At 64.3% G+C, this 16,808-nt stretch carries 22 protein-coding genes and 3 pseudogenes; 7 read left to right on the plus strand and 18 right to left on the minus strand.

Going from position 1 to position 16,808, the window contains the following annotated elements:
• Positions 1-78: 78 nt before the first annotated feature.
• Positions 79-212, plus strand: a pseudogene (locus IEX24_RS20010) (AAA family ATPase); the annotation flags it as partial.
• Here the strand turns inward: IEX24_RS20010 and IEX24_RS19495 are convergent.
• Positions 213-401: pseudogene (locus tag IEX24_RS19495) on the minus strand (helix-turn-helix domain-containing protein); the annotation flags it as partial.
• A gap of 14 nt (positions 402-415) precedes the next feature.
• Between IEX24_RS19495 and IEX24_RS05630 the strand changes: the two are divergent.
• Positions 416-673: a hypothetical protein gene (locus IEX24_RS05630; RefSeq protein WP_188675098.1), complete on the plus strand. Its 258-nt coding sequence runs from the start codon at positions 416-418 to the stop codon at positions 671-673.
• A gap of 43 nt (positions 674-716) precedes the next feature.
• Here IEX24_RS05630 and IEX24_RS05635 read toward each other — a convergent pair whose 3' ends face one another.
• Positions 717-1,574 carry an alpha/beta fold hydrolase gene (locus IEX24_RS05635; protein WP_188675102.1) on the minus strand — a complete coding sequence of 286 codons (858 nt, stop codon included), beginning with the start codon at positions 1,572-1,574 and terminating at the stop codon, positions 717-719.
• A gap of 53 nt (positions 1,575-1,627) precedes the next feature.
• Between IEX24_RS05635 and IEX24_RS05640 the strand changes: the two genes are divergently transcribed.
• Positions 1,628-2,062: a winged helix-turn-helix transcriptional regulator gene (locus IEX24_RS05640; protein WP_229715119.1), complete on the plus strand. Its 435-nt coding sequence runs from the start codon at positions 1,628-1,630 to the stop codon at positions 2,060-2,062.
• 58 nt (positions 2,063-2,120) lie between these two features.
• On the opposite strand, the pseudogene IEX24_RS19500 reads toward IEX24_RS05640, so the two are convergent.
• The 3 genes and pseudogenes from IEX24_RS19500 to IEX24_RS05660 all read right to left on the minus strand — a co-directional run bounded on the left by IEX24_RS19500 (position 2,121) and on the right by IEX24_RS05660 (position 4,282).
• Positions 2,121-3,050: pseudogene (locus IEX24_RS19500) on the minus strand (alpha/beta hydrolase).
• 42 nt (positions 3,051-3,092) lie between these two features.
• Complete coding sequence (locus IEX24_RS05655; RefSeq protein WP_188675110.1) at positions 3,093-3,503, minus strand: ester cyclase; 411 nt, start codon at positions 3,501-3,503, stop codon at positions 3,093-3,095.
• A gap of 182 nt (positions 3,504-3,685) precedes the next feature.
• Entirely contained in the window at positions 3,686-4,282 is a 597-nt protein-coding gene (locus tag IEX24_RS05660) for a TetR/AcrR family transcriptional regulator (RefSeq protein ID WP_188675113.1), read from the minus strand.
• An 86-nt stretch (positions 4,283-4,368) separates the two neighbouring features.
• Here IEX24_RS05660 and IEX24_RS05665 point away from each other — a divergent pair, with 86 nt between their 5' ends.
• Positions 4,369-4,782, plus strand: coding sequence for a nuclear transport factor 2 family protein (locus IEX24_RS05665; RefSeq protein WP_188675115.1), 414 nt, complete (start codon positions 4,369-4,371; stop codon positions 4,780-4,782).
• A 63-nt stretch (positions 4,783-4,845) separates the two neighbouring features.
• Here IEX24_RS05665 and IEX24_RS05670 read toward each other — a convergent pair whose 3' ends face one another.
• A complete protein-coding gene (locus IEX24_RS05670; RefSeq protein ID WP_188675117.1) occupies positions 4,846-5,535 on the minus strand; it encodes an SDR family NAD(P)-dependent oxidoreductase in 690 nt (229 codons plus the stop codon).
• A 110-nt stretch (positions 5,536-5,645) separates the two neighbouring features.
• Here IEX24_RS05670 and IEX24_RS05675 point away from each other — a divergent pair, with 110 nt between their 5' ends.
• From IEX24_RS05675 to IEX24_RS05685, 3 genes are all read left to right on the plus strand, one after another.
• Positions 5,646-6,224, plus strand: a complete 579-nt coding sequence (locus tag IEX24_RS05675) for a TetR/AcrR family transcriptional regulator (protein ID WP_188675120.1) — start codon at positions 5,646-5,648, stop codon at positions 6,222-6,224.
• Between the two features lie 159 nt (positions 6,225-6,383).
• Positions 6,384-6,635 carry a type II toxin-antitoxin system Phd/YefM family antitoxin gene (locus IEX24_RS05680; RefSeq protein WP_188675123.1) on the plus strand — a complete coding sequence of 84 codons (252 nt, stop codon included), beginning with the start codon at positions 6,384-6,386 and terminating at the stop codon, positions 6,633-6,635.
• A complete protein-coding gene (locus IEX24_RS05685; RefSeq protein ID WP_188675125.1) occupies positions 6,632-7,027 on the plus strand; it encodes a PIN domain-containing protein in 396 nt (131 codons plus the stop codon). The genes IEX24_RS05680 and IEX24_RS05685 overlap by 4 nt, the downstream gene beginning before the upstream one ends.
• Positions 7,028-7,127: 100 nt before the next feature.
• On the opposite strand, the gene IEX24_RS19835 is transcribed toward IEX24_RS05685, so the two are convergent.
• From IEX24_RS19835 to IEX24_RS05745, 12 genes are all read right to left on the minus strand, one after another.
• Entirely contained in the window at positions 7,128-7,832 is a 705-nt protein-coding gene (locus IEX24_RS19835) for a class F sortase (protein WP_239082785.1), read from the minus strand.
• Complete coding sequence (locus IEX24_RS05695) at positions 7,832-8,716, minus strand: DUF4397 domain-containing protein (protein WP_188675132.1); 885 nt, start codon at positions 8,714-8,716, stop codon at positions 7,832-7,834. The genes IEX24_RS19835 and IEX24_RS05695 overlap by 1 nt, the downstream gene beginning before the upstream one ends.
• 16 nt (positions 8,717-8,732) lie before the next feature.
• A complete protein-coding gene (locus tag IEX24_RS05700; protein ID WP_188675135.1) occupies positions 8,733-9,467 on the minus strand; it encodes a hypothetical protein in 735 nt (244 codons plus the stop codon).
• Positions 9,468-9,671: 204 nt separating this feature from the next.
• Positions 9,672-9,806, minus strand: a complete 135-nt coding sequence (locus tag IEX24_RS19505; RefSeq protein WP_307821259.1) for an ATP-binding cassette domain-containing protein — start codon at positions 9,804-9,806, stop codon at positions 9,672-9,674.
• On the minus strand, positions 9,799-10,146 hold the full coding sequence (locus tag IEX24_RS05710) for a type II toxin-antitoxin system PemK/MazF family toxin (RefSeq protein WP_188675141.1): 348 nt from the start codon (positions 10,144-10,146) through the stop codon (positions 9,799-9,801). The genes IEX24_RS19505 and IEX24_RS05710 overlap by 8 nt, the downstream gene beginning before the upstream one ends.
• Complete coding sequence (locus IEX24_RS05715) at positions 10,140-10,385, minus strand: CopG family transcriptional regulator (protein ID WP_188675144.1); 246 nt, start codon at positions 10,383-10,385, stop codon at positions 10,140-10,142. Before IEX24_RS05715 ends, IEX24_RS05710 begins: the two co-directional genes overlap by 7 nt.
• A gap of 40 nt (positions 10,386-10,425) precedes the next feature.
• On the minus strand, positions 10,426-11,850 hold the full coding sequence (locus IEX24_RS05720) for a mannitol dehydrogenase family protein (RefSeq protein ID WP_229715120.1): 1,425 nt from the start codon (positions 11,848-11,850) through the stop codon (positions 10,426-10,428).
• A gap of 13 nt (positions 11,851-11,863) precedes the next feature.
• Positions 11,864-12,760, minus strand: a complete 897-nt coding sequence (locus IEX24_RS05725; protein WP_188675147.1) for a sugar phosphate isomerase/epimerase family protein — start codon at positions 12,758-12,760, stop codon at positions 11,864-11,866.
• Positions 12,757-14,127: a Gfo/Idh/MocA family oxidoreductase gene (locus IEX24_RS05730; protein ID WP_188675149.1), complete on the minus strand. Its 1,371-nt coding sequence runs from the start codon at positions 14,125-14,127 to the stop codon at positions 12,757-12,759. Before IEX24_RS05730 ends, IEX24_RS05725 begins: the two co-directional genes overlap by 4 nt.
• On the minus strand, positions 14,124-14,957 hold the full coding sequence (locus tag IEX24_RS05735) for a sugar phosphate isomerase/epimerase family protein (protein WP_188675152.1): 834 nt from the start codon (positions 14,955-14,957) through the stop codon (positions 14,124-14,126). The genes IEX24_RS05730 and IEX24_RS05735 overlap by 4 nt, the downstream gene beginning before the upstream one ends.
• Positions 14,954-15,892: a carbohydrate ABC transporter permease gene (locus tag IEX24_RS05740; protein WP_188675155.1), complete on the minus strand. Its 939-nt coding sequence runs from the start codon at positions 15,890-15,892 to the stop codon at positions 14,954-14,956. Before IEX24_RS05740 ends, IEX24_RS05735 begins: the two co-directional genes overlap by 4 nt.
• Entirely contained in the window at positions 15,889-16,806 is a 918-nt protein-coding gene (locus IEX24_RS05745; RefSeq protein ID WP_188675157.1) for a carbohydrate ABC transporter permease, read from the minus strand. The genes IEX24_RS05740 and IEX24_RS05745 overlap by 4 nt, the downstream gene beginning before the upstream one ends.
• Positions 16,807-16,808 lie beyond the last annotated feature (2 nt).

The following is a 16,808-nucleotide window of genomic DNA, read 5'->3' on the forward strand; positions in this document are numbered from 1 at the left end:
GAGAAGCGATTGAATCGACAGGCACATCCAGAGACGCGTCGGGAGTCGTATCTTCTGATGTGTCGAAGGGCGTCATAATGCCAAGCGGATCACGCGGTCGTAGCCGTGCACGATGAGCGTGTGATCGGTGCAACATGGGCCGCGCAGCTCATGCGCAGGGCTGGATTGTGTTCATGGCCACCCAGACCGACTGGCACGACAGGGGTGTCGGGATCGAGTGTCGTGCCGAGCATGGCGGCGATGGGCACGAGCTGGTCGAGGGCGATCCGCCGATGGCCTGTCTCAATGCGGCTCAGCGTGAATGCCGAATGATGGCAGCAGGCGGCTAGCGTGTCGAGGGTCGACCCCCGTGCGACTCGCAGGCCACGGATGCGCTTTCTGACGGTGCGTTCTTGCTTCAGGCTGCCCTGCTCGAGTGTGTCGAGGCCGCAATTTCCGCTGGCATCTGCGCAATCATCACCGCCGCGCCGTACAAGCCGGCCTGCTCACCCTCAGCGCCATCGTCATCGTCATCGTGCTCGTAGCGCTCTGCTACACCGTCGCGCTCTCGCTGAAGAGCGAACCGTGCTTGATCGTCGAAACAATGGTTGTCGACGCCACCCTTGGGCTCTCTCTCGGCTGGGTAGCCATCGCCACTGCCGCTTGCATCATCGGCGTGCTGCTCGCCTTCTAGAGCAGAGGTCACATCGCGCCCGCCCAGCCTCGATCGTGAGAACTTAGGCCATCAGGAATGGCAGAAGGCGGGTGAGAAGTTCTGCCGGCTGATCGAGAGGAACGATGTGTCCGCTGGAGGGAATGAGGATGTTCTCGAAGTGATCGCTGATCGGCTGCAGCTGGCCTCCTGTTGCGGCACCGACGACCTGGCCACCGATCGCGAGAGTAGGAATAGTCAGTCGGTGGTTGGCCGTCGCCTCAGCGATCTGCGCAGCGTTCGTCGGCATGGCGCGGTAGTGCTCGAAGGCGGCGCGAAGCGAGTCGCGCCCTACGTAGGCGCGAACAAAGGCGTCTCGGATCCCGACGTCGACGCCGGCCCCGTTGGCTGTTCCCTGCCGAAGGAAGAAGTCGATGTACTCGGCTTCGTGCCCCTCGAGAACCGTTTCGGCGAGACCCGGTACCGCGTGAAAGCCGAACCACCACGGCGGCCCCGCGCGGAAGAAGTCTTCGGCGCCAGGGAGTCTCCCGATCGTGGATTCCATCAGTACCAGCCGGGACACCCGCGCGGGGTGCTCCAGGCCGAGCAGGAACGCCGGCGGTGCACCAGCGTCGATGGCGACGACTGCGGCTTGGGGCTCGTCGAGCGCGTCGAGCACTCCCAGCATGTCAGTGGCCAGGTTTCGGGCGTCGTATCCCGTCGTGTCTCGTTGGCTTGCCCCCAGGCCGCGCAGGTCGGGGGCGATAACTCGGTGGGTCTCGGCCAGCACCGGAATGATCGCGCTCCAGACCCGCCAGGTGTGCGGGAACCCGTGCATCAGCAGTACCGGTGACCCGGAGCCAGCGGTCGCCACATTCAATCGAGTGCCATTCGTGCAAACGGAGATCTCGTCGATCAGCAGCGCGTTCAATTCGGTTGTCATTGCTTCCTCCACGTGGTTACTGTTAGTGACCACATAACGTTAGGAGACCGATCGTGAACTCGGAAGACGGCACCGTGACGGAACGTGGTCACCTCACGGTGACCTCCCCTACCGGCCGCGGTCGCGGTGATCTTTTTGACCCGGCGTGCCCGACTCGTCAACTGCTGGATCGTCTCGGGGGCAAGTGGACGTCAATGGCGGTGAAGGTGCTGGGGGATGCGCATCCTGGTGAGGTGCGGTTCGCCGAACTGAAGCGGCGGATGCCGGGGGTCTCCCAGAAAATGCTGGCCCAGACTCTGCGCAGCTTGGAGAGAGACTCCCTCGTCGATCGACGCGTCGAGGCAGCCACGCCGCCCCGGGTCCACTACCGGCTCACTGACCTGGGGGCCTCCCTCACCGAGCCGATAGCCGCCCTTCGAAACTGGGCAGAGGAGCACATGGCGCGGATTGACGAGGCTGGTCTCGCCTGGGACCGCGCTCGCTCCTGAATTACGCGAAGGAGGGCGGGGAGAAACCCTGGGGCACGATGATTTCGAAATGCATCGGCTACCGAAGGGCCTTTCGTTGCGCCTTGACGACGGCGGCGAGGGCAGGCTTTGCGTCTCGGGCGAAGCGCGGAAAGTTGAGGAACCCGTGCGGCATAGACGGGTAGCTGATCAGCTGCACCGGCACTCCGGCGGCTCGCAACGCGTCTGCGTACTGAACGCCGTCGTCGTGCAGAGGGTCGTGTTCGGCCACCTCGATCAGAGCTGGAGGCAATCCAGCAAGGGATTCCGAGAGCAGCGGAGACACCCGCTAGTCGTTCCGGTCTCCGGCGTAAAGCTCGTCGAACCGCTGCATGTCTGCTGCGGTGAGGATGTACGCGTCGGCGTTTGTTCGTCGTGACTCCGAGTCGTACGCACCGGTAACCGGGTAGAGCAGAGCTTGGTGCCTGATCTGCGGGCCTGCTTCGTTCCGCGCCATCAGTGCGACCACCGCGGCGAGATTGCCGCCCGCGCTTTCACCCATCACCCCCAATCTGTCGGGGTCTGCTCCGAGTTCTCCTGCATGAGCGGCCGCCCACTTCAGGCCGGCGAAGCAATCTTCGACGCCGGCGGGGAACGGATGCTGCGGTGCGAGTCTGTAGTCGACCGAGACGACTATCGCTCCCAGGCGGTGCGCTACAGTGCCGCAGATCCAATCTCCGCCACGCAGATCACCGAACACGAAACCGCCGCCGTGAAAGTACACGACGAGAGGCAACCCGGCTCTGAGACCTGCCGGCGAGTAGATACGCACCCCGAGGCCAGCGACGGTACGGTCTTCGGCAGATACGCTCCTCGGCCGGCGGCCCATCAAGATCGATGCCATCACCTCCGGAGCACCCGCCCCGCTGTTCCGCGCGATTTCTGCCGGAGTGGCCTTCGCAACCGACGCACCAGGCATCAGGCGCATGATTTTGCCGATTCGCCGCATACCAGGCGCCAGAAGCTCCATGATTACGACCCTACGCCGGGTTGTGAAGCGCGGCGGCGTCAGTCACGTGGTGAGGCCGAGTTGTTCGAGCATGCCTTTCTCATCGCTGCTGCCCCATCGTTCGACTAACTTTCCGTTTTCGAACCGGCTGATCTGCATTCCTCGTACGGAGATCGCTTTGCCCGTGGGAGCATGGCCCATCAGCGGGCCCTGATGGGTGCCCGTCAGGGTGTACGCGAAGGAAACATCGGTGTCGTTCGCAACGAGACGTTCGACTTCAATGTGCAAGTCGGGGAAGGCAGTGATCATGTCACCGAAGAACGCCTTGTAGCCCGCGGGGCCCGCCGCTTGGCCGGGAGCGGGGTCATTGTCGACCGCGTTGTCAGCGACGAGGTCGTCGAGCAGGTCGAGGTTGCCACTGTTCACGGCGTCGCCGAACTTCTGTTGTGCAGCGATGTTTGCTTCTTGACTCATCTGTTCAGCTCTTCTTCTGTTGCGGCGGATGACGTACTGGGCTGATGGTGACAGCATTCTGCAATTGCAGCCCACCGAGTGACGTCTGACCAGCGGTTGCGTTTCTGGGGTGACTATGCACACGCACGCTCACGCGCGTCGAGGCAGAGGTCTCCGCTCGGCAGAGCCCCGTTTGGCGCGGGTCAGGCGCGAAGGTGAACTTGCTCGAAGGCGACGCGGGTCTCGGTGACGAGGGTGCGCGGATTGCTTGTGCGTCGTCGTGCGGTTTGGGCGCAGGCGAGGGCGATTTGGGCGGCGAAGATGGCTACGTTTTCGGGTGTTCCGCGGGAGACGAGAAGGTCGCTCAAGGTGTCAGCGATGAGTTGCGTTTTGAGGGCATCCCGAGCCCGGAGTTCGAGATGCTTCGCGATCAGTTCATAGTGCAGCGTGTACCCAGCAGGGTCGGCGCTCGCCTGCGCGCACAACTCGAGCACGATGGGTTGCAGCTGGTCGATCGCCTCGGCGGGAGTGTAGGCGATTTCGACGGAATCGTGAGAGGCGATGTCGGTGATCGTGTCGAGCATCCGCTGTTCGTGGGCGAAAACGACTTCGGCTTTGTCGCCGAAATAACGGAAGAACGTCGTGCGGCCGACCTCGGCTCGAGCGGCGATGTCGGTGACCGAAACGTTCTCAAAGCCATGGGCGCGAAAGAGTTCGTCAGCGGCATCGACGATGCTCTGCTGCGCACGGCGTTTCTTGCGCACGGTCAACGACTCGGGTGCGGCGACGACCTCAGACATGAGGCCAGTCTATACAGAAAGGTACGTGCATCCAACAGGTTTTGAGTGTGCTACGGTACTCAGTACCATTTACCGAAGGACTCATTATGCTGACCACCGACGACCGCTACGAGATCACCGAAACTCTTGCACTGCACGCGCACATCTCCGACGAGAACCAGCTTGACCGGCTCGAAGAGCTGTTCACTCCTGACGCGGTCTACGACATGACCGCGTCAGGCATGGGCGCGTTCACGGGAATGGACGAGATTCGCGCCGCTGCAGCAGGAATGGCCCACAGCGGTCACGCCCCGCTGGCACATTTCGTGACGAACATCGTGATCACCGGCACAGACGACACCGAGGCAGCGGCGCTGTCGAAGGGGCTGATGATCATGGCCGACGGTTCGCCGCACGCCGTCACTTATGCCGACACCCTGCGCCGCCACGATGGGCGGTGGCGCATCAGCCGCCGCGTCATCACCCCGGCACGCGCATCCCGACCCGCCAACGCCTCCTGACGGCCTCGTCATTCTGCCGTTCTCGCCACACCCGAAGGCAACGTTTCACGATCGCTGACTGAGTTACTCGGCCATTCGCACTCGGGTGGTGGTTCGCTGTTCGGTCATCGACCAGAAGGTCTGAGCGATGACCGATGGCTCGATGGCCGTCGGGCTGGCTGTGGCGGTGCCTGCTACTGATCCCGCGATCGTTATTTCACCGACGTAGATTTCGAATTCGCGCAGGCGCTCAGCGAGGATGCCGACCAGTTTGGTCTTTGCCGCGTTCTCGAGGCCGACGCCGTCATTGTTGAGGTATTTGGCCAAGGAGTCCGCCTCTGAGCTGGCCTCGCCGAGGGCGCCGTTCGCGACCAGAATTGCTGATCCGGTCGACTGCTTGAGATCTTCGACGATGTCTTGAACGCAGGCGAGTAAACCCCTGACTCCGATATCGAAGACGCGCTCGATGTCTTGAGGTCTGGTTTGGAGGACGTCTTTGACGTCACCGCTGCGGAACGCGGTCCACAGCAGCGTCGACGGCGCGCCCATTTCGGTGCGGATGGCGGCCAGCGCGACGCTGAGGGAATCTGGGTCTGCCGCATCCGCTTGGAAGGCCTGGGCTTTTATGCCACTCGCCGTCAGTCGAGACACGCCTTCGGCGAGTCGCTCGCTGTTTCTCGCGACGAGGGCTACCGAATACCCTTCACGCCCGAACCGTTCGGCGGTTGCATGTGAAATGCCGGGACCGTAGCCCACAATGACGAGCACGCGCATGGAAAAACCTCTTTCAGTGATGCCAGTGATGCCGACCTCGTCGACCCTGATCGCTAATCGGAGAATGCTCCGACTTGGGAAGAGTATCCAATCGGAGTAGGCTCCGCAACGTGAGCTTGGAAAATACCGATCGGCCGCGCGCCCGCATAGCGGAAGGGCGGAGAAACCGCCAGAAGTTGATCACTGCCGCAACGGAGGCCTTCGCTGCCGGCGAGGAAAACGTTACTCTCAACGCCATAGCGAAACAGGCGGGCGTCGGAATCGGCACGCTCTATCGGCATTTTCCTTCGAAAGAAGCTCTGGTCGAGGCCGTCTACCTCGACCAAGTCGAGCGCCTCAGATCAGGCGCCGCCGAGGCTCTGGCGAACCACCAACCAGCAGAAGCATTTCGTGAATGGATGGATCTCTTCATCGAATGGGCCGCGACGAAGCACGGCATGATCGAGACGCTTCAGAAAGCACTCACCGCGGGAACACTGCAACGAAGCGACATGCGCGCCGAATTGACGACTGTGGTTTCAACCTTCCTCTCGGCCGGCGCCGAGGCCGGAGACCTGCGCAGCGACGTCGCCGCAGCAGACGTCAGCGCGACTCTCGCCGGAATTCTGGCCGTCTCCGGCGCCCCCGGCGACGACGAGCAGACAGGTCGGATGTTCGACCTGTTGCTCGACGGCCTGCGCCCACGATGACTCATCAGAACGAAGGACGTCGACTCCCTGCCCGGGATGCCCGAGGCAACCGCTAGGCAGGATGAGCGGCTCACCTACCGCACGTGCGTGAACTCTCCGGCCGGCCATCCGCGTAATCGTAATCTAGATAATTATCTAGATTACGATAGTCTGGGGGACATGGAGAAAGTCATCACATCTGCACAACTGAGGCAAAACCCCGCTGAAGCGCTGCGAGACGTTCAGAACGGTGACGAATACCACGTCACCTATCACGGCCGAGACATCGCCAGACTAATTCCGCCCGAGCGACCTCGTGGTGCCACCCGGGAGCAGGCAATGTCTCTGTACAGCACCCCCGTCGACAGTGGATGGGCCGACGAACTCAGAGATCTTCGAGCCGGGGAGAATATGGATGACCCTTGGCAATGAGCGAGTGCATCCTCGACACGAACGTGTTGATCGCAGAAGCTGGTGTGAACCTGCCAGACGACACCACCTTCCTGGTGACTTCCATCTCGTACGCTGAGCTACAGTTCGGCCTCTCAACTTCATTGGATAACGGCCGGGTACACGCCGAACGTTCCCTCCGAGTGAATCGGGCCAAAGCCATTTACGGCCCCGGTCTTCCGTTCGACGACCAAGCGTCGACGAGCTACGGCTACCTCACAGAGTTGCTGCTGATGCGCGGCAGGAGCCCGAGAGGCAGAATCGTCGACATCATGATCGCTTCGATCGCTCACTCTCGCGGAGCGTCGCTGATCACCCGAAACGTTGACGACTTCATCGGTCTCGAAGACGCTCTCGACGTGATGCCCTCCTGAATCGTCGACATCTGCTGCCAGAGTCACCGATACAAACCACAACGGCCGCGCCCGCGGCTTCGCCCATACGATCGCCGAATACCTTCGCACGTAGCGAGCGTTACTGTGGGGCGCGGGTGGCGAAGACGATGGTGTTGTCGACGTAGTGCCCGGTGGAGTCGTCGAAGACGCCGCCGCAGGTGATGAGACGCAGCTGCGCTGTCGGGGTGGGGCCGTATACCTCGTCGGTGGGAAATTGCGCCTTCGCCGCCTGCACGAGGCGGTCGACGGTGAAGGTGACCGAAGACTGGTCAGACAGGGTGACCCGCACCTGAGCCCCGACCTGAAGCTCGGCAAGCCGAGCGAAGACCGCTGGAGCGACCGCCGAGTCGATGTGGCCGGCGATGACGGCCGGCCCGATGTCGCCCGGTACGACCCCGTCGCTGTACCAGCCGGCGGAGTCGAAGTCGACGGGCGGCTGAATCCAGCCCGTCGAGTCTCGGTTGAGTGACTCGAGCCCTGAGTCGACCGCGATGGCGGGAATCTGCACGCGAACGGGAGTAATGCCCTTCTGCCGTTCTGTGGAAACGTGGGCGAGATACGGATCTTGATTTGCACCGACCGCCCCTCGCGAAGCAGACGATTGCGCCACTGCTGTGGATGAGCTGGCCACAGCGCTCGACGACGAATCCGAATTCGCGGGTGCTGCGCTGCACGCACTCAGGGGACCGGCCAATGCGGCGCCGAGAAGGGCTCCGGCAACCAGAAGTCTGCGCCGAATCGTCAGCCTCGCCGCTGAGCCGCGAACGTGCGAACGGCTCCCCATCACCGTGCGCGTTGCGCGGTCAGCTCACTGGGCACGGTCAAGAAACCTGACGGCGCGTGTGCAACGTGTACGCCCGTCGCGCCCCCGCCGGTCTGAATGCCGCCCGTGGGCAGATCTCCCACGCTTGAGGCATCGGTGACTGCCGTGACGGTTACGCCGCCGCTCGCGTTGTCGAGCACGAAGAGGGTCGAGACCGACCCCGGGGCCAGGCTCACCTCTGCCGTCGATGCGCTCGATGAATTCGATGCACCCGATGCACCCGATGCACTCGTGAGTTCGAGCATCCAGTCGCCCGCCGGCACGTTCGCGTACGGAGTCGCCGTGCCCTCTGCGGCACCCGCGGCAACCACCACGCCGGTGGTTGTTGCGATGTTGACCGTCGGAATGCTCGTCGATGCCTGCACGACCCGAACGCGTGACTGCCCGGTGCCGGGCGCAGTGAGATCATCGGTGAACACCACCGACCGCACATCAGCGTTTTTACCGTAGGCGGCAACCGTGATGGGCTGGCCTGCTGTGATGTTGATAGAGGTTTGGATGACCGGGGTTGTCATGCTCTGCCCCGTCGACGCCATCGAGACCACGTACGTGCCCTGCGGCAGGGCCAGGTAGTTCGACACCTGCCCGTAGACAACGTCGGTCAGCGACTCGACCACCTTGCCCCCGGTGAGCGCGGTCAGCTGAATATCGACGCCAGCGGTGTCGGGCGAGAGATGCGCCAGGCGCACCCAGCCCGTACCAGATGCCGCGTTCGGGGCAGAAGCGGTGGTGGTCGACCCTGAAGTGCGGGCGGCACTGGCCAGCGCCGATGCCGGTGCGGCGAAGAGCAGGCCGATGAGGGCGGCGAGAGCGACCGCCGGAGCCAGAACATTCCGAGTGTGCATGGTGATCCTTTCGTGGTTAGGGAGCTGAAGAGGCCGCCGCGGGAGTAGCCAAGAGTCCAGGCGGTTCCGGCCCGTCGACGAGGGCGAGAATTCCGTCGTCGGTCATCGTGACCTGGGTGGGCGCCACGGGCGGCGTGAACGTCAGCAATAAAGACGTGGCGTCGACGCGCGCCTGGGCGTTGCTCACCAGGTCAGAACCGTCGAGTTGGGTGATCACGACGGCGTTGCGCAAGCCGGTCACGGATTCCTCTGCCTGGGGAAAGTCGGCGACCGTGAGTGTGTGGTCTGAGAGAAGCACTGCGAGAACCAAGATGAGCCGGGCATCCACCTGGCCGTCGATCAGTTGCGTTTCTGCGCCCGAGTTCAGTCTGAGCGCTGAGTTCTCGGTCAGTTGCAGGCCAGCGGATGCCCGTGTTGGTGTGAGCGCGTCTGCGACTCCTGCGGGGTCACTCTCGCTCGGCACCGGCGGAGCCTGCTCAGCGATCGGGTCTGACGGCGAAGCGGAGGGTGGCGCCACCAGCCCTCGCAGCTCGTCGGGCCAGAAGACGATCGCCAGGGTGACGGCCACGATGAGACCCGCGATACACGCTGCGACGACAGCTGTGCGGTGGTTGGAAGGGCTGCCGGAAGCCGAGTCGTTGCCAATGGCTTCGGTTTCGTGCATCCACCGGGCGAACATGTCTGTTGTCGCGTCGCCGACGCTTTCTGACGCGAGAGGGTGGGGCGGTTTGCCTGTGGTGGGCTGTGCCATCGTCAGTCTCCGGTAAGCGCGCGCGAACGATCACGTGCGGAGGGACTGCGACCCACGGTAAGAGCGCGCGCTGTAAAGCTCACGCCAAGCTAGGAACTCACGTGAATTCTTACTCGCATTGCCACGCCGCGCAACCCCTCTGACTGGGGCTCACATCGGCCCTCGTACGGGTTCGGTCACACGGGTTCGGTCATACGGCTTCTGTCACACGGCCGTCGCGCAGATGCAGCGTTCGGTGGGCTCGTCAGCGATGAGTAGCTCGGGCTGCGTCACGAGTGCGACGCGTTGTTGCTGGCCGCCCGAAAGCTGGGGCGGGCGCTGCCGGGCGTGGTCAGACACCGAGCACCAGGCGGATGCCTGAGCCAATCTCTGACAAGAGATAGGCAGGAACATGACCAGCTGCATATGGGTCGAGAAATTCGCGCCCGACCGGCCCGACCTGCGAAACGACAGCAACCGAATCTCGCTCGAGCCCCGACGCTTCGGCCGGGATGAGCACGTTTCCTGGAAACGCCTCCAGTTGCGTATTCGACGTCATCGGAACGACCTGCACGGTAGCGATATTCGTTGCCAGAAGCCAATTCTCTTGAAGAACAATCGCTGGTCGCAGCTTCGCCGGTTCGGAGCCCCTGGGTGAGCCGAAATCAATCCAGACGATATCGCCACGAGCCGCTACCATTCGATGTTTTCGCGCAAGAGCCGTTCAGATTCGCGCACGAACAGACCTTCGCTCGCAGGCTGGTCGGCGCGCGCCAGCACCGCGTTTGCGATCGCCGTCAATTCAGACTCACCCTCGAGCTCGTCGGCGAGTCGTTGGGCGGCAACACGATAGAACTCCGACCGATTCATGCCGTGCTTGTCGGCTACACGCTCAAACCGCTCGAAGTCACCGACCGGAACAGAGATAGCTGTCTTCATGGGCCCAGTATAACCATTTATACCGCGATAATTCGCGCGATCAGTGAGAAGCGAGGGCGGACTGCCAGGAGGATACGTGCTGGGTGACCTGCGCGAGAACGTCGTGGTGCGCGGTGAGATCGGGGGCGATGGTGGCGAGTACTGCCTCGGCTACGGAGGGGGCGGGGGCGCCCGAACGGGCATCCGCTACGTCGGTGAAGAGCGCCCACGACGCGATGACGCCGCACTCCGCGGAGCCGGGCGGCAGGCCTGCGGCGATGCGACGACGGATGACGTCGGCCACGCGAATGGGCAGCTTGAGGGCGCCATCGCGCGCGATCTGTTCGAGGCGGTGCTCGATGCGGGCATTGGTGAAGCGTGAGCGCAGGGCGGCAAGCGCGGTATCGACGGTTTCGGCGTCGAAGGGCACGATCTCGCGCGCCTCTGCCCAGAGTGCTTCGAGGGCCTCTCGGCAGGAGGCGTCGTTCATCGCCTCGGCGATGGTGGCGTGACCGAGCAGAAGACCGCGGTACGCGAGCAGGGAGTGCCCGGCGTTCAGCAGCCAGAGTTTGCGCTGCTCGTACGGCTCGATGTCGGTGACGAATCGCGCTCCGACCGAACCCCAGTTCGGGCGGCCGGCCGGGAAGGCGCCGCTGAGAATCCACTCGCTGAAGGGTTCGGTGACGACCGGTACCGCGTCAGCGAGGCCGGTGAGTTCGAAGGCCGTCTGTTGGTCGAGCGGAGTGGTTGCGGGGGTGATGCGGTCGACCATGGTGGAGACGAACGAGACGGTGGCGTCGATCCAGTCGGCCAAGGCCGGGTCGAGCCGCGCCGCGAACTCGAGCACGACCTGGCGGGTGACCGCACCGTTGCCGTTGAGGTTGTCGCAGCTCACCACGGCGAGGCCGCCTGAGCCGGCCGCGCGACGTGCGCGCAGCCCGTCGACGATGCGGCCCGGTGCGGTCGTGGCGGAATCCCGCTTCGACGATGCGGCCTCGTGCTCGATTGCGGCACTGTCGCGAGCCTGCGCGGCGCGCGAGAGGGCGCCGTCAGCGCCGACGTGCGCCGATGCGGCGGCATCCCGCGAGCCCTCAGACGAAGGAGCCAGGAGAAACTCGAGGTCGGCTTGCACCGCGGGCAGGGCCCAGTCGAGCCCGCCATCGGCGCCGCGACAATAGCCGGCCTCAGTGACCGTGAGCGTCAGAACGCCCACCGCGGGGTCGGCCACAGCCTCACACCAACGGATGCCATCGCCCCCGTCACTGGCCCGAACGATGCTCTCAATGATCTGCCCGCTGTCACCCTCACTGGCGCGCTCGATGAGCGTGTACCGGCAGTCTTGAGCGGTCAGCGCGTCGGCCAGAGCAGGGCTTCGCCCGGTGAACGAGTGGATGCCCCACCCCTCCCCCGGCTGAGCGACATCATTCGCGAGCTGGGTGTACCACGCCTGATGGGCGCGGTGGAATGCCCCGAGACCCAGGTGCACGACCCGAACGGTATCAGGCCGCATGGGTCACGGCGGTTCGCGCCTCGATCGCCTTCAGGTACGAGAGGTTCTGGGCGGTTCGCTGTTCGAGCGGAAGCTCGGTAGAGAAGTCTTCGACGGTCACCCAGTCATCGTATCCGTGCCGGCTGAGCGCCTCGAAGTAGGCCTCGACGTCGCCTTGACCAGTCGGCAGCGGCGCCCATTCTTCGTGCCAGCGCACCGTGCCCTCGGCCTCGGCCTCGGCGGCGGCGCCGGCGGCGGCGGCACCGGCGCCGGCAGCAACCCATCGCACGTTCTTGACGTGCACGTGCGCGAGGTACGGCCCGAGCATCTGAAACGCCGCCGTGAAGTCTTCATGCCCCTCGATGATGAGGTTGCCGAGGTCGTGAATCACCCCGACGGCAGAAGGGTCGAGCCTATCGATCAGCCGAATCGCGGCCGAGGCTGACGACGTGATGGTGCGGTGGTGCAGCTCGATGAGCGCGCGAACTCCGTGCGCCGCGGCCCGCTCGGCCACCCACTCGAGGTCGGCCCGCGCGCTGGTGAACAACTCGCGATAGTCGGCCCCGCCCAGGGGCGGCATGGTGACGCGCACCTGGCGAGCGCCGAGAGTTGCGGTGGCCGCGAGCATCCGTTCGACATCTGCGTGGTTGTCGCAACGGGCGTAACCGCCGATTCCGGAGAACTCGAGCCCGGCCGCCGCCGTGATGTCGGAGATGCGCGCGAGCTGATCTTCGAGCCCGGTCAGCGGCCACGAAGCCCGGTTGCCCGCCCAGAAACCCGGAACGTCGGCGGCGTCTTGGTCGGTGATGCGCCATTCGATGCCATCCCAGCCCTGGGCGGCCAGAATCGTGGCTGCCTGCTCGGGGCTCCACTCGGGAGTCGAGGCGGTGAAGACAGAGAATTTCATGAGCTTGCTCCCGTGCTCACGACGACATCGTCGTGGGTTCCGTTCAGAATGTCATCGAACGCCACGGCGTGACCGAGCGTCGCCGAGACGTAGACCGCGCGCACGACTGCGAGCGAAATGAGGGCATCTCCGACGCGAACGCCAGGCTGGCGGCCGGCGCGGATGGCATCGACGATGTCGTCGTACTGCCGCAGGTGCCCCACGATGAACCGGTCTGCGGCCAGCTCGGCGCCACGGAGCTGATCGGCGGCGACCACGTCGGCGGCCTGGTTCACGGCAGACTTGCCGCTCGCATCCCACTCGCCGCCGGCACCGCCCGAGCCGGAGCCGCCGGCGCTGCCTGGAACAGACGCACCCGCATCACCGCCCGAGGCATCCGCGCCAGAGCCACCCGAACCACCCGACGCGTAGAAGTAGTCGAGCAGATTGTCGTCGATGATCGCCGACCCCCGCGACCCGTGTACCTGCACCCGCGCAGACAGCTCGGGATACGCGGCCGTCGTCGCGTGCAGCACAGCGAGAGCCCCCGACTCGAACGAAATGGTCGCCACCGCAATGTCTTCGACCTCGACCCGCTCGTGCGCCAGTAACGCGGTGCGCGCGAAAATCTCCACCGGTCGACCCAAGAACCACACCAGCAGATCGACCGTGTGCACCCCCTGGTTCATCACTGCGCCGCCGCCGTCGAGATTCCACGTTCCGCGCCACTGACCGGAGTCGTAATACTGCTGGCTGCGCCACCAGGCCACCGACGCCACCCCGCTGGTGATGCGCCCGAACGCCCCCTCCTGCGCGGCGCGCGCCACGACGACCGACGCTGGGTCGAACCGGTGCTGGCTGATCACCGACACCACCTGCCCACGCGCCTCGGCCTCAGCCGCGAGTTCGGCGATCCGCCGTGCACGAGGCATCGACACGTCGAGCGGCTTCTCGATGACAACGTGCGCCCCTGAGGCAAGCGCCTCTTCAGCGAGCGCCACATGCAGTCCGCTCGGCGTGCAGACAGCTACGAGGTCGAGCGGATGCCCGGCGAGCGCCTCGCCCAAACTCCCGTATTCGCGGGGCCGTTCACCCCCCTCGCTCTCAACCAGCTCGGCCAGCGCGGTAGCGGCTTCTGGTAGCTCGTCGACAAGCGCCACGAGCTTCAGCCCGGGCTGCCGCCCGATGGCCCTGGCGTGGTTCACACCGATGACACCGCAGCCCACAATGGCCACGGTCAGCGGCGCAGAAGCACCAGCGCCAGCACAAGAGCCCGCGCCCGCGACCGAGCCCGCGCCCGCGCCCGCGCCCGCACCCGATTCTGCGCCCGAGCCCGGCCGAGCATCCGGAGCCGCGGCCGAAGCCGCCGCATTCGTAAGGTGGCTCATACCGTCTGTACTCCCAGTTCGTCGGTCAGTCTCAACAGCGCGCGGGCTGCCCGCCCGAATTCGGCCGGCCCCGAGAAGCCGCCGAGACTATTCGTGTCGGCCAAGTGGGGCTCGAGCGACACAAAGCCCTCGTACCCATCGGCCAGCAAAGCGGCGAGCGTCTCGCGCACCTGCCCGTCACCCTCGCCAGCAGGAACGACACCGCTCGTGGCGGTCAGCGCGTCTTTCACCTGCAGATAGCGCAGATACGGCCGCAGCAGCGCATACCCCTGGTCGAAGGGATGCTCGACCCCCACCTGCACGAAATTCGCACTGTCCCACGCCGCCACCAGGTTCGGCGACCCCACCGATTCGATGATGTCGAGCACCCGCTCGGGCGTATCGCCGTAGATGTCTTTCTCGTTTTCGTGCAGCAGCGTGATGTCTTCGCGTTCTGCCAGATCGGCGAGCGCGCGCATCCTGAGCAGCACCTCGTCTCGAATGCTCGAGACGCTGACACCCTCGCCGCGAAAGAACGAGAAGATTCTGATGTACGGGGTGCCCAGCCGGTGGGCGGCCGCGATGGCGCGCCCGAGCCGCTCGACTTCGTGCTCGACCGGCAGTGTCACGTCGACCTTGCCGATGGGCGAAGCGATGGCCGAAACCTGAACGCCCCGCTCGTCGAACACCCGTGCCAACCCGTTGAGTTGGGTCGCGCTAAGGTCGACGATGTTCGTGCCCCAGGCACTGCGCACTTCGATGTGGTTGGCGCCCAGCGCCTTCAGCACGGTCACTTGTACAACGGGTTCGACGTCGATTTCGTCGCCGAACCCTGAGAGCTTCCAGCTCATTTCACTCCTCCTGCGGTCAGCCCACCAACGAGGTAGCGCTGAAAAACGAGATACAGAACAACAACCGGTAGCGCACACACAAGCGAGGCTGCCATCATCTGGCCGTAGAGCGGAATCGCTCCACCCTCTTGCGTCGCCCCGAAAACCTGCAGCGCAACGGCAGCGGTGCGGGTGTCTGAGTTGGTCAGCACCGACGCGAACAGCACGTCGTTCCAGCCGAGCAGAAAGGCGAAGATGGCCGAGACCACAATGCCGGGCCAGCTCAACGGAACCACGATGCGCGTCAGAATGCGCCACGACGATGCCCCATCGATTCTCGCCGCCTCTTCGAGCTCGCGCGGCAGACCGCGCAGGTAGGTCACCATGACCCAGGTCGAGAACGGCAGTGCGAACGTGAGGTAGGTGACGAACAGCGCGCCCCGGGTACCGATGATCGGTACCCCGAGGGCCGTGCCCACGCTGGCGAACAGCACGAACACGGGCAAAAGCATCAATGTGCCCGGGATGCTCTGCAGCCCCAACAGCGCACGAAGATACGTTGCACGCCCCCTGAACACGAACCGCACCAGCACGTAGGCGCTGCCCACCGCGACGAACGCGCAAACCACCGCCACCGCACCACAGACGATGACGCTGTTCACCAGCCCGGTACCGAGATCGACCGTGTTCCAGATCAAGAGGTAGTTGTCGAGATGAAACTCGGTGGGAAAGAACTGCCCACTGGCCACTCCGGTGTCGGAGTTCACCGACGCGAAGAAGATGTAGAGCACGGGAATGAGCACCACAGCGAGCAGTACCACGATGATGACCACCAGCAACGGCCGAGGCAGCAACCGCGTGACGTCGTCATTTCGGCGCACCGACACCCGGGCGGGGCTGCCGACTCGAGGTGTGGCAGCCGCAATGGCCGGCGGCGCGAGAACAGACTGCGTCATGCGCGTTTCCCTTCTTCTCCGGTGTCGAGCCGTACGGCTCGCAAGTAGACGAACAGCGGTATCGCCACGATGATGAGTGAGGCGACCGCCATGGCGGCACTCAGCCCGAAGCGAAAGCTCTGAAAGCTCGTGACGTAGGTGAGCACCGACAAGACCTGCACGTCTTGCGGGGCCGGCACCCCGAACATCACGAACGGCAAAGTGAAGCTGTTGATGTTGTGGAGCAACGAGATGATCAGCGCCAACGCGATGGGGCCGCGCAGGTAGGGAAAGATCACGTAGCGGAGCTTGATCCACCAGCCCGCTCCGTCGAGCGCAGCGGCCTCATGCACCTCGGAGTCGACCGACTGCAGACCAGCCAGCACGAGCAGGTAGAAGAACGGCCAGCTCGACCAGGCCTGCACGATGATCAGAGTCCAATAACTCTGCGGGCCGTTCAGCCACAGACCGGTGTGCACTCCCGCAGAGCCCAAGGCACTGTCGATCACACCGCCCTGCTGCATCATGGTGCGCCAGACGGTACCCACCACGAAGGCCGGCAGAATGTACGGAATCAAGAAGACAGAGCGAACGAGCGCCCGGCCCTTGAACCTGTTCTGCGTGGCCAACGCGGCGGCGACACCGACCGGAAGGGTGACAAGAGACACCACCACGGCGTACGAGACGCTGATCCAGATCGACCGAAGCAGCGGCGATGCGGTCACCGCCTCCACGTAGTTCTGAAGGCCGATAAATGGTGCCTGCAGCCAGCTGCGAAGCGTGTACTGGTCGAGATCGAGCAATGACATGTAGAGCGCGAGGCCGAGGGGAATGATGATGACGAGCGCCATCAGCACTAAGCCTGGGCCGAGCATCCACAGCGGTCTATTTCTCGTGCTGAGAGTGCGACGACGTTTCGCAGACTGTAATGACATCT

The organism is Subtercola lobariae (assembly GCF_014640255.1).
In the GTDB taxonomy this organism is placed as follows: Bacteria; Actinomycetota; Actinomycetes; order Actinomycetales; family Microbacteriaceae; genus Subtercola; species Subtercola lobariae.